Below are 14,631 nucleotides of genomic sequence, written 5' to 3' on the forward strand. Positions count from 1 at the left end.
TGATTTTCAGGCGTGAAGCTACATAACCATTATTAAGAAATTATTACCAATGTCTTTGGGGAAAAATACCTGGTCGGGGAGGCATTTATATAATGCCTATTGTTACAAGCGCCAATGTGCCCAGTGATTCCCCATTGTCACCATTAATATTATTGATCTCCAGTGATATGGGCATGCCATACATTTCCCGTAGCTGGGTAATGCGCTGCCGGATATTTTCCAGGGCAAATGACTGATGAGAAGTAAGCATGCTTTCCTTTTGATGGTTGATGCCGACACCATTATCTGCTACTTCAATAAACAGGGTATCTCCTTTTTCATATATGCTTATCCGGACCATATTTTCGGCAGACTGCCTGGGAAGCAGTCCATGCCTGATCGCATTTTCCACCAGGGGCTGTATTAGCAGGGGAGGGACTGTAATGATATCGGTGTCTACTTCCTCGTCCACATCAATGGTATAATTCAGTAAGTTTTTAAAGCGCAGTTTTTCCAGCCGGAGATAGTTATGGAGGAGGGTGATTTCTTTTGAGACCGGGATCAGTTCTCTGCTCACGTTATGCATATTCTGGCGGATCAGGTTGGAGAAGATCTGCAGATATTCATTTGCCGGACGTTTGTCATCATTGTTGATCAACCCCTGTATATTATTCAGGCTGTTGAATATAAAGTGTGGATTCATTAGTGCATTCAGCGCTTTATACTCGGATTTCATGAACCGGATCTTTGCTGCGTGTGCAAGTTCCCGTTTGCGGACTATATATTTTGTGGTATAACGGAATATAAGCAGCAATAATCCAATGGCGCCAATGCCCAATGGCAGCAGGAACCAGGGCGTTGTCCAGAAAGGACGGGTAACGGTGAGCCGCAATGATACCGGAACGCTGTAATTGCCGGATGCACTACGGCACCTGATCCTGATCATATGGTCACCATATCCGGGGCTAACCAGGTTGATCTCTGTGCCTTTTATAGGTTGCCAGTTATCTTCTCCGCTTTTTGAAATGCTGTATTCGTAGTATATGAGTGGACTGCCAAAAGAAAGTGCAGAGAAGGTAACGGAGATGTTATCGGCATCCCGGTAGGGTATGATAAAATTGTCTGTGGTAATGTGGTGTACCTGTCCGTGGATTTTAATATGTGTAAAGAAAATGCGTTGCACGGTGTTATTATTTAACAGGAGGTTAACCGGTATGGCGGTGATTTTTCCTTCTTTAAAAAAATAACAGGTAATGGAATCAGTAGAGATATAGGATACTTGTTGTGGTATAAAGATGTTTTCTACTGTAGTAAGTGTATTTTTATTCTCCCCGAAACTAAGTATGCTGTATTGGTTATTGCTGCTGAGCAATACATGGTCTTTATCCAGTCTGTACATCCTATTCCAGATACAGGGCTGTTCCGGAAGGGTGTCTATCCTGATATTGCCATAAATATTACTGCAAACGATTAATTTGTTGTTATGGGTAATACCGGTAAGATGATCACCGAATATATAGCATCTTTTAAAGGAGATATGATTAAAAGCGGGCAATGTGATGATCTTCAGTTGATCCGTCATCACGTACATGGTGTCGTTGGTATTGTACCAGATCCGGTCATGTCGGTCCTTTGCCATTCCGTATATCCGTTGTTTTCCGTTGATGGTTGTCGGGGTTTCAAATATAGTGGTATGGCTGGTTTTAACGGCTTTCCTGTTGATACGGATAATTCGGTTGCCCGACTGAAGTGCATAAAAATATCCGGAAGTTTCCGCCATTACTTTGAACCCGGTTCCTGCATTTTGCAGATCAGGGCTATGTGAAGGCTGTATTGTATTCCTTCTGATATCGGGCAACGGAGCATGCAGGTGCTGTAGTACCAGGTGGTCGTTATTATAAAAGTTGTGGTATTCTCCATCAGCATAAATAAATCCTGCTTCATCCTGTATAGTATATTTTTTTGGATGGTACCTGTTGTAATGCAGTATGCAGGTGCTTTTCCCTTTATGGAACCGGTAGAGATTATTATCGCTGTTGGTGTAAAACAGTGTGCCATTATCGGTAAATGCAAATTTTATTTTACCGGGATAATCAGCCTGGTGGGTATTGCTGCGGATGAAATCTTTCCCGATAAGATAAATGCCTTCATTCAGGGTGGTGAGCCAGTAATTGCCGGTGATATCCTGCGTAATACCACTGAACTTGCCACTGGGAAGAACGGGAGTATGGTGATTGATAAACAGGCCCTTGTCGGTGGTGGTAATAAATACATTGCTGTCTGATAGGTGGCAGTGTGTGATGTTGTTTCTATTGATCTGCCCTGGTTTAAATGAAAATACAGGTTGTCCGCTGCTGGTAACGATGGTATGATTGCTTAGCAAGGCATATTTTCCTTCCGGCTCCTGTAGCTCTTTGAGGGGGCCGGGAATACCGGTGGGAGTAATTTTTAGTATTTGTCTGCTGGTGTCGATAAGGATAGTCCGCTTGTTGGTATATAGTTCGTAAGTACCACGGGGCTGCATTTGCAGGTTAATAACATATTCGCCGGGACTTTTATTCCAGTCAGGGAACTGGTATACGCGGCAGGTGTCATCCCTGATATTGATAAATTCATTGTTGGCCGAACGGAGAATAGTAATGGAGCTGTCTTTTTCAGTCCTGATGATGTTGACGGGGGCAGATGTTATCTTCACCCGCAGGAAGGGAGTGTTGGCGGGGGTATGAAACACCCCGTCTTTGTAATAGCACAGCTGGCCATTAAAGGTTTGTATCCAGAGGCGTTGGTGATGATCTTCCAGGATGTAGAAAATTTCATTGTCGGGTGCACCATCGAAAGTGGTAAAGGTTTCAAACCTGATACCATTGTACATGACGAGGCCTTTGTCTGTTCCGAACCACAGCAATCCTTTACGGTCTCTGTAGCTACAGTATACAATATTGGACGGGAGTCCGTTTTCCGTAGTATAATGTACTACGGGCAGGTCCTGGGCTGCACATAACAGGGAGATGCCTGACAACAGCCATATTACAATGGTTATAAGCAGGCGTTTACACATCCGGGAAGTTATTGTTCTTTAAATAGAAGAGCAGTCCTTTGTAACGTCTTCGGCCTACTGGCAGCCGGTACCTGTTATCCAGGAGTATCATCGGGGTTTCTTCCTTCAGTATTTTTCTGATATGTCTGCAGTTAACCAGATATGATTTATGTATACGATAGAATAGTGTATCGGGCAGCAATGCTTCATACTCTGAAATGGAATGACTCATCACAATGCTTTTGGGAATACTATTATGCTGAAAAAATACTTTGGAATAATTACCATTAGCTTCTATATAAAGCAGGTCTTTAAAATCTACTATTTCGATCTGCAGGTGATTCCTGAGTGTGATCTGATTAGGCTTTGCTTTGCTGGGCGCCTGTGTCTGCCAGTCATGGGCTATCTTCCTGTAGTGACATTTCTCTTTCAGTTTCTCTACAGCGTTGGTGAGTTCTGTTGTATCAATAGGTTTGAGGATGTAATCCACCGCATTAAGCCTGAATGCTTTTACGGCATATTCGTCATAGGCACTTACAAATATGACCTCGAAATTCAATGGCTTTAACCGTTCCAAAAAATGGAATGCATCTTCTCCGGGCATTTCGATGTCAAGGAAAACAGCATCCGGTTGATGCGTTCTGATCAGCTTTTCCGCTTCCTGCGTATTGTATGCCATACCTTTTATAGCAATACGCGCGTCTATATAAGTGAGTAACAAATGACGGAGGTTCCTGCACGCGTCTTGTTCATCATCAACAATAATGATGTTGATGTCCTTTTCAGGTATATCATGTATCGGGCTAAACATGGGCTGGAAGTTAAAAAAGAACAGTGGTGGTAATTACAATAAGGGTAAGCACCGGGTTAAGTTTGCTCGTATTATTTTCATAAGAATACTTTACCGATCAGGTAGCAGCGCTACATTAGCAATATAATGAATAAAGTGATAATCCGGTAGAGAATGTGATGAGCTGCCGTTAGTGAAAAATATAGTACCATTTATGGACTTTCAAAAGAAAGTGATTCCGAATCTTTTAACTTTATTTTGTTACAATATTTATCGTAAGCCCTGGACAAATAAAACCCACAGACCTGTAATTTAACCATGACAATAGCACCTTCGCCTGATCTGTAATAATGTTGTAAACACTGATACCCAAACATTTAACCTGTAATTACGGGCAGATAGCCATTTGCCCAAATTTTCTCACATCAAAAAAAGTAATGTATGAAAAAGAAAAAAGCTGATCTGAACCAGAAAATTTTCCTGCAAAAGGAAATTGTTGCAAATCTGAGTATACCGCAGCAACAGGGTATACAAGGCGGTGTTGGATTCACCCTCAATCCTCCAACTAAGATATCAATGCAGCAACCGCCTAATTGCCTTTGTTGTGTTACAGATCCAACCAGTGGTTTATAAATATCAATACTCACTTAAAAGTACAGTATGAAAAAGAAGAAAGCTGATCTGAATCAAAAAATTTTCCTGCAAAAGGAAACGGTTGCCAATTTGAGCGTACCACAGCAACAGCATATACAAGGTGGTGCTGGTTTCACAATAAATCCAATAACCGCGCCATCCAGGCAGAGCCCACCTAATTGTCTTTGCTGTGTTACTGATCCAACCAGTTCCTTATAAATAACAATACTCACTTAAAGGCATAGTATGAAAAAGAAAAAAATATCCCTGCCCACAAAACTGGTGCTGCATAAATCTACCGTTGCTGAGCTTAACAGGCAGGAACAATCGCAACTGGTTGGCGGAGCGGCCATGCAGTTTGTGGCTACCAGGTTCGTTACCTGCGAAACATATGTATCTCCCACCAGGTGTGTAAAATGCGCTGACTGATATCAGTGTTGGGAGCACTTTTATGGCGTTGCCGCTAATATACAGCGGCAGCGCTTTTTGCATAGGTAGCCGTGCGCTTTTACATGCAACAGGAATATACCTGTTCTTTTTGCCTTCCCGGATTTTCTGTTTTATTAAATCAATACCTGTTCATGAAATTAAGAGAGATACAAACTGCTATCTACAAGGATATGATAGCATTACTGGAACAGAAAAAGTATGATCCATCCTATGAAAACAGCTTGTTTAAAGGCCCATGGGGCGCATTGTTTTATTTGTTCTATTATGAGCAATATGTAGATGATAACGAAAACAATGCGGTGAACTTCCTGGAGAAATTATATGATGCTTTTGATCCGACAGCCGCTACTAATTATTCATATAGCATAGGAAATACAGGTCCGTTCTGGCTCATGCATCACCTGAGCAAACATGACTTTATTGATATCGATATAGATCATCTCTCTGCGGGTTTTATTGCTGCCGCTATCATGGAAAGTGAAGCCTGCATTGCACAGCGTAACTTCGACTTTATGCATGGAAGTGGAGGCATATGTACATTCCTCGTTGAATATGCCCACAGGAAAGAAGTGAAAGCACTCCTGGAAAAATTTGTCACCGGACTTTTGGATATCAGCAGGATGACAGATAAGGGTCGCAGTATACCTGTATTTTTAATAACGGAACCAGCCGAGAAAGCCAGTACCGATGCATTCAGTCTGGCTCATGGCGTATGCTCATTGCAGATACTGTTGCTCAGAATTCATGAAGCCGGCATTATGCAGGAAGCCTGTAAACAGCTGGTGTCGGAAAGCATCGACTTTGTCATTAGCCATAAAAACATCGCTATCCCGGATGCCCGCTGGGGCCTGTATCCAGGTATCCTGGATGGAATGAGTACCTATAGCCGCTTATCCTGGTGTTATGGAGATCTTAATGTGGCATTGGCATTATGGTATAGCGGAAAATACTTTAAAGAAGATAAATGGACGAGAGAGGCACTGGATATCATGCACTATAATATCAGGCGTAATACCGATGAAACTGCCGGTATCCTGGATTCCTGTTTGTGTCATGGATCCAGTGGCATCGCCGCTTTCTACCGGAGGTTCTGGCATGAAACCAATGATAAGGCTTTCTATAAATGTGCAGAACACTGGCATAACAATACGCTGCAGAAATTAGTATTTCCGGAAGAGAGAGGTGTTCATGGAATCCGGACCTGGCAGGGAACAGATACGCAATGGGCATATTGCTGGGATCTGTTGGATGGCAGCTGCGGTGTGGGTTTATCCCTGTTGTCGCATGATTCTGCAGCGCCTTTGCCATGGGATGAATTTTTGCTACTGTCGTAAGTAATTGAATGTCCTGTTTTCTTTTTCCGGGAATTCTCTGACAAAAGCATCATCGGTTAGCTGCTGATTACATGGTCTATTTCTTCCATCTGCGCCTGAATCAGGCCAATCGCGTTACTGAAAAAATGAAACCCGCTCATTAACTTTAAAGAAAGTCCAGGTCGCGGGTTTAGGTGAATTTATAAGGATGGTAAGAACAACATTCTGAGAATAAGCACTACTGGATTTTTACCGAACTCATTTTATCATTCGCATTGGGAGACAGTCCTCCAAGCCAGCTGTTATTACTGGTAAGTGTCCATGAGGTACCGGAAAAGTTATCATCTGCATACATGATGACAGTCCAGCCGGAAGGAATCTTTACCGAAGAAGCCCAATCATTCACCACTCCCATTGCCTGTAATTGAGATAAAGTATAGTTGCCTTTAACAATTGGCTGTGAAGCTGCGCCCCCATAGTTGGAATCCTGGTAGAATATCACTCCGGTTGTTCCACTGCCACCGCCGGCGGGGTTCATGATCTGGATCAGCTGTTTGCTTACGATGTAAGTAGGTGCATAAGCGGTGTTGTCGGTAGAGGAGGTTAATGGTGCATCTCTGTCTATCGCATAGCTGAATACGCCGCCTTTTTTGCCGGTACCGGGTTCCCAGCGTGCATAGTCATACGCACGGCCGGTACCGTTTACCGGGTAGGTTACATCATACCATACATTGGAGGGATATCCTCTTTCTTCATAAAAAGAAAAACCGGGTATGAACTGGGTTGATGTAATATAAGGAGAGAAGGTGGTCCATGTTGATTGCAGTGTACCGGCACCACGTCCATAGGCCTGCAGCCACACATAGTCCACCATTGTATATACCTTTTGGAAAAGGCTGTTGTTTCCGTTCTGATTGGTATCAAACGTGAGTAGCTTTCCAGTACCGGATTTTGGGCCAAGATACCTGGAAAGTGCCTTATATACACCGGCCATATCTGTCAGCGTTTGGCCGGACGGATTATTTTCTATATCAATGTCATACCCGTCAAAGCCATATTTATTTACCGTACTGTCCATGATATGTTTTGCAGTCATGGCATAACCAATAGAATCATGTGTAGCATTGGGAACAAGGTCTAATCCACCTGTCAGAATCACTTTGGTGCCTTTGGTATGAAGTGTATTGATCCATCCGGGTACCTGGCCTGCTACCGGAGAGCTGGGAGAGAAACAAAACAGGATTAATATATCCAGACTGTCGGGTACCTGGGAAAAATTGGTATTAAATGGGGCTGGACCATAACAGGGCCCTTCGAGGCGATAAAAAGCTGCATAAATTTCATGGGGACGGCTTTTATATGCCAGCAGGCTGTCTGAGGTAACGGAGGCAACAGCTCCGGTAGCCATGGTAAATTCACTGTGAGGTAATACTTCTGAAGAACGTAATTCTTTTGTGCAGCTGGCGCTGGAGAGCAGGATAATAAATGCGGTTACTAATTTGGACGATAAACACTTCTGTTTCATTTGGATGAATTTTATGGTGAACAATAATGTCCTGCGGTAAAATCACAACCTAACATTGATCACTTCAACACCATCTCCTTTGTGTGCTGTATAACGGGTGTGATAATTAATTGTATTTGTCTGGGTGACTGATGCCACTGCTCAGATGACTTATTTGGGCAACATACCGGTTTACATAACATTGGAATACTGGTTCTAGGCGGCACTTCAGCGATATCTATTTTGTTGTTTCTGAATGTGTAACGCCGGCCAGTGATAACGCATTGCGCTTTAATAGTTAGATAAAGCATAACAATGCCGGGTTGGGCTATACTTCATTATTCATGGAATCATTTTTATGATAACGGCTCTCTTTAAGATAGATAAAATGGGTTCGACAGATGACTGTAATTTACATTAAAATCATATGCAAATGCGCGATTATATTTTGAATGAAGAAAGTAAGATAAGCGTTCGGTAATGATATTAATTTTCAGTCGAATTAAAAAAGCGATAATTCGGCGCGAGGAAAATAGTTTAAATAAAGAGAATGCCCGTTAACGGGCGTTTTTCCTGAAGGGGCTACTGAAACATTTTGCGGAACGGAAGTAATGCTATATGCTACAGCAACTGGGTTTTTCCAGTATTTAAGGTTGCTTACGTGAATCCGGGGTAAGCCGTTAAGTATCATTTTTTCTCAATATTATTATTCTGTGTACTGATATAAAAGCTCGATTTATTTTTATATTCTTGCGTACCATACTAATTGCATGAATCGGTACCAGCAACAAACTGATGCAGACTTAATAATGCTCCTGCGCGAGGATAAGAGGGATGCTTTTGCTGAAATTTACAACCGCTATTGGAAGAAATTACTGGCTGTGGCATATCGTCATTGCAAGGATAAAATAATTGCGGAGGAAATTGTGCAGGAGGTCCTTATCAGCCTGTGGAACAGGCGGAAGGAGCTTTATATTGAGAATGTAAATGCTTATCTTGCTACTGCAGTGAGATTATCTGTATTTAAACAATATGTGCGACAGAAACGAAGGGAGCAGATAACAGCGCAAGTCGCCGATCCCATAATAACCTCCTGGGACGAAGAAATGATCTACACCAGATTTCTGCAGCAACATATTAATGACATAGTGGAAATTTTGCCGGAGAAATGTCGGCTTGTATTTAAACTAAGCAGGAACGAAGGTTTAAGTATACCAGTAATCGCCCAAAGAATAGGTGTTGCCGAAAAAACGGCAGAAGCACATCTTACCAAAGCATTGAAAATACTGAAAAACAAATTGAATCGCCCCTTTTTATGGGTGATCCTCATCTTTCAAATGCTGACTTCTTAAGCGTTTTAAAAAAAATTATTCCGCCACTAAGGGTAAAGGTGATCCTTATGGTACATATCTGTGTAACCATAATATCCATGTTATGATGAGCAATGTATTGGAGGGGATCGAAGAAGGGGTGTGTACGGCAGCAAATAACGCAGGTAGTAGAAACTTACCCGTTGTATGAGCCGGTACCAGCAACAAACAGATGCTGACTTAATGGTGTCCTTGTGCGAGGGCAATGGGCATACTTTTGCCGAAATTTATGACCGTTATTGGAAAAAATTACTGGCCATCGCATATGCTCATTGCCGGAATAAAATAATTGCGGAGGAAATTGTACAGGAAGTTTTTATCAGCCTTTGGAAAAGGCGCCAGGAGCTTTGTATCGATAATATCGATGCTTATCTCGCTACAGCAGTTAGATTGTCCGTTTTTAAACAGTACCTGCGGCAGAAGAGGAGAGACCAGATAATTGAACAGACTGCTGATCGGGGGATAGTTGCCTGGGATGAAGAAAAGATTTATACCAGGTTTTTGCAGCAACAAATTAATGGTATCGTGGAAACACTACCGGATCAATGCCGCCTGGTATTCAAATTAAGCAGAGTGGAAGGTCTCACCATACCGGAAGTTGCGCTAAAGATGGGTATTGCAGAGAAAACGGCAGAAGCGCATCTTACCAAAGCATTGAAAGTACTGAAGCTTAAGTTGAATCGTCCCTGCTTATGGTGATCATTTTTACTCAGGTGCGAATGCTATAAATCCGGCTAATAAAATATTCAATTCCGTTAAGGGTAAACGGAAAGTTATGGTACATCTCTTTATAACGATAAAACCTACACGTTGAAGGACAATCTATATCACCTGATCGAAAAATACCTGGATGGCACGATTACGCCAGCTGAAGAGGAGACGTTAATGGCCTGGTACCAGGATCATAACGAAGCCGATATTGAATGGCTGTCAGATAATGTTGATGAAGAAGAGGAAGTACGTCTGCGTATGTTCACGCACCTGCAGCAACAAATTAATTTACCGGTGACGAGGGCGATCAACACAAGGCGCCGTTGGTACTACCTGTCAGCCGCAGCATCCGTTCTGTTCATACTTGGATTAGCCGCATATTTTTATTTCCCGCAGTTGCATCGGCCACCACAGCAAACCAATATTGTTCAAACCCTTAAAGACATTGTCCCGGGAGGCAACAAAGCGATATTAACATTGGATAACGGTGATAAGGTGGTGTTGGAAGATACCAAAAACGGCGTTATCACGCGGCAGGGTAATGCCTCGGTGAATAAGACAGATAGTGGTAGCCTGTTATATGATAATTTGACCAGTACTACAGCAGCCACCATTGCTTATAATACCTTGAGTACACCCTATGGCGGCCAGTATCAGATGACCTTGCAGGATGGAACCAAAGTGTGGCTCAACGCAGGTTCTTCACTGCGTTTTCCTGCATCATTCCCTGGAGACGAAAGAAAGGTAACACTTACAGGAGAAGCATATTTTGAGGTGGCGAAGGATATAGCCAGGCCATTTTTTGTAACGGTAAATGCAGGATCAGGTACCCCTATGACAGTAAGGGTGTTAGGGACACATTTTAACATTAATGCTTACCCCGATGAACAGCACAATGTTGTTACGCTGCTGGAAGGTTCTGTAAAGGTAAACTGTGGTCCCGAAAATGCCCTGTTGGTTCCCGGTAAGGAAGCCATACTAAATAGAGCTGCCGGCAAAATCAGTATAAAAAATGGAGACACGGAAGCCGCGATTGCATGGAAAAATGGCTACTTCTTATTTGATAATGAAAAGGTAGAAAGTATTATGAGGCAGATCAGCCGGTGGTATGATGTAGAAATCAGTTATCAGGGTGATGTTTCCGGAAAAGCTATTGGTGGTAGTTTATCGCGGTCGAAAAACGTTGCTGAAGTATTAAATATGCTGGAATTAACAGGTACCGTACACTTTAAAATAAACGGAAGGAGGATCACAGTTATGCCATAAAAAGTATCTGAAAAAACAGGGAGCAATAAAAAACCGGGAGCGTTGCTGCGCCCCCGGACAGTTTGAGCTTACCCTGTGAAAAACAAGTTTCGAAAGCTAGTGTAGTCACAGTTATCTGATTATTAAACCCAAACATCCAAATGTAATGAAATTTTACATACCTGACGTGTGCCAGGTACAAGCCGGCACTATGCATAAAAAAATCCTGTTGATGATGAAACTGACCTTTGTTTTAATGATCGCAGCGTTAATGGAAGTCAGCGCCTCAAGCTATGCCCAAAAGGTAACGTTATCATCTGAACAGATTACGCTTAAAGAGGTATTCCGTCAGATCCGCAAACAAACCGGTTATAATGTTTTGTGGGACGCCGAAATTTTGAAGGATGCCAAACCGGTAGCCATACAGGTAACCAATGCAACAGTGGAAGAAGTATTGCGAAAAAGTTTTGCCGGTCAACCTTTTACTTACACCATTCATCAAAATACGATCGTGGTGACGCGTAATCCCGAACCAACGATAGTGACTGTTACCATTAAAGGGCGAGTTACCGATATCAATAATCATCCATTGCCCGGGGTGGCGGTAAGGCTCAGGGATTCCCAGATCGGAACAGCCACACAAACTGATGGCACGTATACGCTTAATATACCGGATGCCGGCGGAGTACTGTTATTTAAATATCTTGGTTATACTCCTAAAGAAGTACCTATCAATGGTCAGACTGTTATCAACGTGCAGCTGGAACAAACATCTTCGCAATTGAACGAAGTAGTAGTGGCTTACGGTAAACAAAGTTCGCGTGATATTGTGGGGTCAGTGGCAACGCTGTCTTCTGTTGATATTAAGGATCAGCCTACGGGTACCTTCGCGGAAAGATTACAGGGCAAGCTGCCAGGCGCCCAGGTGGCGCAAACCAGCGGACGACCCGGACAAGGAATGGACCTCCGTATACGGGGCGCTGCCTCACTCACCTCCAATGTACGACCATTGGTGGTAGTAGACGGGCAGCCCATGCCCGGCAATCCCGATAATATTAACAACATTAACCCGGATGAAATCGAGTCCTTTACCCTCCTGAAAGATGCCGCATCCACTGCTTTATACGGTTCACGTGCTGCAAATGGGGTGGTCATCATTACTACCAAAAGAGGAAAATCCGGCGCTACGCAGATAAATTTTAATTCCTATTACGGAAGTGCCTCATTAATGCGCGAACTGATACCATCAGTTATGAATGCTACCCAACTGGCTACTTACATGAAGGGGTTTTATGAAGATAAGATCAAATACGAAGGCTATACCGGTGGTATACCAGCTGTATATCAAAACCCGGAACAATATGGCGAAGGTACCGATTGGTTCAGTGTACTGACCAGGAATGCGCCTGTGCAAAACTATAGTCTCTCTATCAGTGGGGGCAATGATAAGGCGGCTTTCAGTGTTGTTGGGGGCTATTTTAATCAGCAGGGTATTCTTGTAAATACCGGCTATAAGCGTTTTTCCTTGCGCGCAAACGGTGATTTCAACCTTGGCAAACGTGTAAAGGTGGGCGTTAGCGTTGCGCCATCCCTGCAGCTGGAGCATAACAACAGGCAGGGGACAGGATTTAATGTGGATGGTCAGCGCGCCATTTTTGCCGCTGCCTCTATGATGCCTACCATGGGCTCACCTTATAATCCGGACGGATCACTGGCACTTGGTATTTCAGGATTTACCAATCAGTTCGTATGGGCGAATCCATTAAGACAACTGCTCGAAGTGAAGGACGATGCTAACCGGTTACGTGTATTGGCAAATGTGTTTGCAGAAATAAAACTCACAGATCATCTGACTTTCCGCACATCTGGAAGCACGGATGTTGGTAACATGACCCGCAACAGGTTTATTCCATCTACTTCCGTGGGGGGCTTTAACGCGTTGCCGATGGAAAATCCTCCGCCAGGAAATAATACTGCTTTAGGCCAGACAATGGTTAATAACGATTATACCTGGCTGAATGAAAATACGCTTAACTACCAGCAGCAATTTGGCAAAGATCATTCGCTGGGGTTACTGGGTGGCTTTACCCTGCAGCGTTCTACAGGTTTTGCAAGCGATATGGTGGGCCGCGATTTTCCGGATAACAGCGTCACTTATCTGAGTGCGGCTACCCGTTTTACTACCAATACTTCCGGCTTCAATGCCTGGACAATGGCGTCATTACTGGGTCGTTTAAATTATAGTTACAAGGACCGTTACCTGCTGCAGGCCACTATAAGACGGGATGGATCGTCACGTTTCGGAGACAAAAATAAATGGGGTACTTTCCCCTCCATAGGTGCAGGATGGGTAGCGAGTGATGAAGCCTTCCTCAGGAACGTATCACCAATAAGTTTACTGAAACTAAGGGCCACCTTTGGTTTAACGGGTATGGCCGAAATAGATAATTATACTACAGCAGCAGGTATTGGTAATGCCAATTATTCTTTTTCAGGTAGCCTGGCGCCGGGAAAAGTACAAAATTCATTGGGGAATCAACGCCTGGCCTGGGAGCGTAACCGGCAATTTGATGCTGGCTTTGACCTGGGATTGTTTAACAACCGGATCAATTTATCTTACGATTATTACAATAAACAAACAACAGGATTGTTGTTTGTATTACCTGTTCCGCAATCTTCGGGTTTCTCTACTGTGCAGGATAATCTCGGTGATATCAGTCAATGGGGGCATGAGATTACAATCAGTACTAAAAACCTGGTCGGAAAACTCAAATGGAATACAGACTTTAATATCTCGTTTAACAGAAACCTTGTCAAACGGATCGGTTTAAATAATATTTCCTTTGCCGACAATCCCACTATAACATTATCTGAATTCACTGACTACCGCACACTTGTTGGCCAACCTGTTGGGCAGTTTTATGGTTATGTGTTTGATGGTATATTCAAAACGCAGGCGGAAGCCGATGCAGGACCTAAATATTATGGAACAGGTTCCACCACGCTTTCTCAGGCAGGAACAGTCAGGTTCAAAGATTTAAATGGTGATGGCAAAATCACTTTCCCCGATGATCAAACCGTGATCGGAGATCCTAACCCCACATTTATATTTGGTCTCAGCAATACGTTTCAGTACAAAAACTTCGATATGAACATTGCGGTGTCAGGGACTTACGGCAATAAACTGAAAAATGGTATGCAGGAAAGTACCTACAACCTGGATGGTGTGTTCAACGGTCCACCGGAGTTGCTCGATCGCTGGCGTTCTGAGACTAATCCTGGTAATGGACGGGTGGCACGTACCCTTGCTAACACTACTGCGGCCTACCGTACAGACAATACACTGTTTATCCATGATGCTTCACATCTCACTATCAACAATATCACCCTCGGGTATATGCTGAGAAAATTCAGGACACCTTATATCAAGAGCTTCAGAGTGTATGCATCTGCACAAAACGTGTACATTTTTACCAGTTATCCGGGCAATCCTGAGGTAAGTGCAGGTGGACTGGCACGTGTTACACAGCAGGGACAGGACCTGGGCGCTTATCCCCTGCAAAGAACATTTACGTTTGGCTTGAACCTTGGCCTTTAAA

General features: G+C 43.3%; 11 protein-coding genes. 8 read left to right on the forward strand and 3 right to left on the reverse strand.

All coding sequences use genetic code 11. The annotated features are described in order from the left end of the window. Positions 1-85: 85 nt before the first annotated feature. Together AB4Z08_RS11385 and AB4Z08_RS11390 are read right to left on the reverse strand one after the other, a co-directional pair. Complete coding sequence (locus tag AB4Z08_RS11385; protein ID WP_441573852.1) at positions 86-3,037, reverse strand: sensor histidine kinase; 2,952 nt, start codon at positions 3,035-3,037, stop codon at positions 86-88. Further along, entirely contained in the window at positions 3,030-3,827 is a 798-nt protein-coding gene (locus AB4Z08_RS11390) for a LytR/AlgR family response regulator transcription factor (protein WP_441573853.1), read from the reverse strand. The genes AB4Z08_RS11385 and AB4Z08_RS11390 overlap by 8 nt, the downstream gene beginning before the upstream one ends. Positions 3,828-4,247: 420 nt before the next feature. Here AB4Z08_RS11390 and AB4Z08_RS11395 point away from each other — a divergent pair, with 420 nt between their 5' ends. The 4 genes from AB4Z08_RS11395 (at position 4,248) to AB4Z08_RS11410 (ending at position 6,223) form a co-directional block, all read left to right on the forward strand. After that, the gene (locus AB4Z08_RS11395) at positions 4,248-4,439 is read left to right on the forward strand and encodes a class I lanthipeptide (RefSeq protein ID WP_441573854.1); all 192 of its coding nucleotides are present in this window, start codon (positions 4,248-4,250) and stop codon (positions 4,437-4,439) included. Positions 4,440-4,466: 27 nt separating this feature from the next. Further along, positions 4,467-4,658, forward strand: coding sequence for a class I lanthipeptide (locus AB4Z08_RS11400; protein WP_441573855.1), 192 nt, complete (start codon positions 4,467-4,469; stop codon positions 4,656-4,658). Between the two features lie 27 nt (positions 4,659-4,685). Further along, the gene (locus AB4Z08_RS11405) at positions 4,686-4,868 is read left to right on the forward strand and encodes a class I lanthipeptide (RefSeq protein ID WP_441573856.1); all 183 of its coding nucleotides are present in this window, start codon (positions 4,686-4,688) and stop codon (positions 4,866-4,868) included. Between the two features lie 152 nt (positions 4,869-5,020). Next, complete coding sequence (locus AB4Z08_RS11410) at positions 5,021-6,223, forward strand: lanthionine synthetase LanC family protein (RefSeq protein ID WP_441573857.1); 1,203 nt, start codon at positions 5,021-5,023, stop codon at positions 6,221-6,223. 217 nt (positions 6,224-6,440) lie between these two features. Here the strand turns inward: AB4Z08_RS11410 and AB4Z08_RS11415 are convergent, their stop codons facing one another. Beyond that, positions 6,441-7,727: an EndoS/ChiA family endoglycosidase gene (locus AB4Z08_RS11415; RefSeq protein ID WP_441573858.1), complete on the reverse strand. Its 1,287-nt coding sequence runs from the start codon at positions 7,725-7,727 to the stop codon at positions 6,441-6,443. 749 nt (positions 7,728-8,476) lie between these two features. On the opposite strand from AB4Z08_RS11415, the gene AB4Z08_RS11420 reads away from it, so the two are divergent. From AB4Z08_RS11420 to AB4Z08_RS11435, 4 genes are all read left to right on the forward strand, one after another. After that, positions 8,477-9,058, forward strand: a complete 582-nt coding sequence (locus AB4Z08_RS11420) for an RNA polymerase sigma-70 factor (RefSeq protein ID WP_441573859.1) — start codon at positions 8,477-8,479, stop codon at positions 9,056-9,058. Between the two features lie 165 nt (positions 9,059-9,223). Continuing rightward, positions 9,224-9,775, forward strand: a complete 552-nt coding sequence (locus AB4Z08_RS11425; RefSeq protein ID WP_441573860.1) for an RNA polymerase sigma-70 factor — start codon at positions 9,224-9,226, stop codon at positions 9,773-9,775. Between the two features lie 111 nt (positions 9,776-9,886). Further along, positions 9,887-11,053: a FecR family protein gene (locus tag AB4Z08_RS11430; protein WP_441573861.1), complete on the forward strand. Its 1,167-nt coding sequence runs from the start codon at positions 9,887-9,889 to the stop codon at positions 11,051-11,053. Between the two features lie 145 nt (positions 11,054-11,198). Then, positions 11,199-14,630 carry a TonB-dependent receptor gene (locus tag AB4Z08_RS11435; protein WP_441573862.1) on the forward strand — a complete coding sequence of 1,144 codons (3,432 nt, stop codon included), beginning with the start codon at positions 11,199-11,201 and terminating at the stop codon, positions 14,628-14,630. Position 14,631 lies beyond the last annotated feature (1 nt).

Source organism: Chitinophaga sp. RAB17 (genome assembly GCF_052114225.1).
In the GTDB taxonomy this organism is placed as follows: domain Bacteria; phylum Bacteroidota; class Bacteroidia; order Chitinophagales; family Chitinophagaceae; genus Chitinophaga.

What these genes read in the sequence shown, in the direction of transcription:
- AB4Z08_RS11385 (WP_441573852.1), bottom strand. Translation starts at nt 3,037, where the DNA reads ATGTGTAAACGCCTGCTTATAACCATTGTAATATGGCTGTTGTCAGGC.
- AB4Z08_RS11390 (WP_441573853.1), bottom strand. Translation starts at nt 3,827, where the DNA reads ATGTTTAGCCCGATACATGATATACCTGAAAAGGACATCAACATCATT.
- AB4Z08_RS11395 (WP_441573854.1), top strand. Translation starts at nt 4,248, where the DNA reads ATGAAAAAGAAAAAAGCTGATCTGAACCAGAAAATTTTCCTGCAAAAG.
- AB4Z08_RS11400 (WP_441573855.1), top strand. Translation starts at nt 4,467, where the DNA reads ATGAAAAAGAAGAAAGCTGATCTGAATCAAAAAATTTTCCTGCAAAAG.
- AB4Z08_RS11405 (WP_441573856.1), top strand. Translation starts at nt 4,686, where the DNA reads ATGAAAAAGAAAAAAATATCCCTGCCCACAAAACTGGTGCTGCATAAA.
- AB4Z08_RS11410 (WP_441573857.1), top strand. Translation starts at nt 5,021, where the DNA reads ATGAAATTAAGAGAGATACAAACTGCTATCTACAAGGATATGATAGCA.
- AB4Z08_RS11415 (WP_441573858.1), bottom strand. Translation starts at nt 7,727, where the DNA reads ATGAAACAGAAGTGTTTATCGTCCAAATTAGTAACCGCATTTATTATC.
- AB4Z08_RS11420 (WP_441573859.1), top strand. Translation starts at nt 8,477, where the DNA reads ATGAATCGGTACCAGCAACAAACTGATGCAGACTTAATAATGCTCCTG.
- AB4Z08_RS11425 (WP_441573860.1), top strand. Translation starts at nt 9,224, where the DNA reads ATGAGCCGGTACCAGCAACAAACAGATGCTGACTTAATGGTGTCCTTG.
- AB4Z08_RS11435 (WP_441573862.1), top strand. Translation starts at nt 11,199, where the DNA reads ATGAAATTTTACATACCTGACGTGTGCCAGGTACAAGCCGGCACTATG.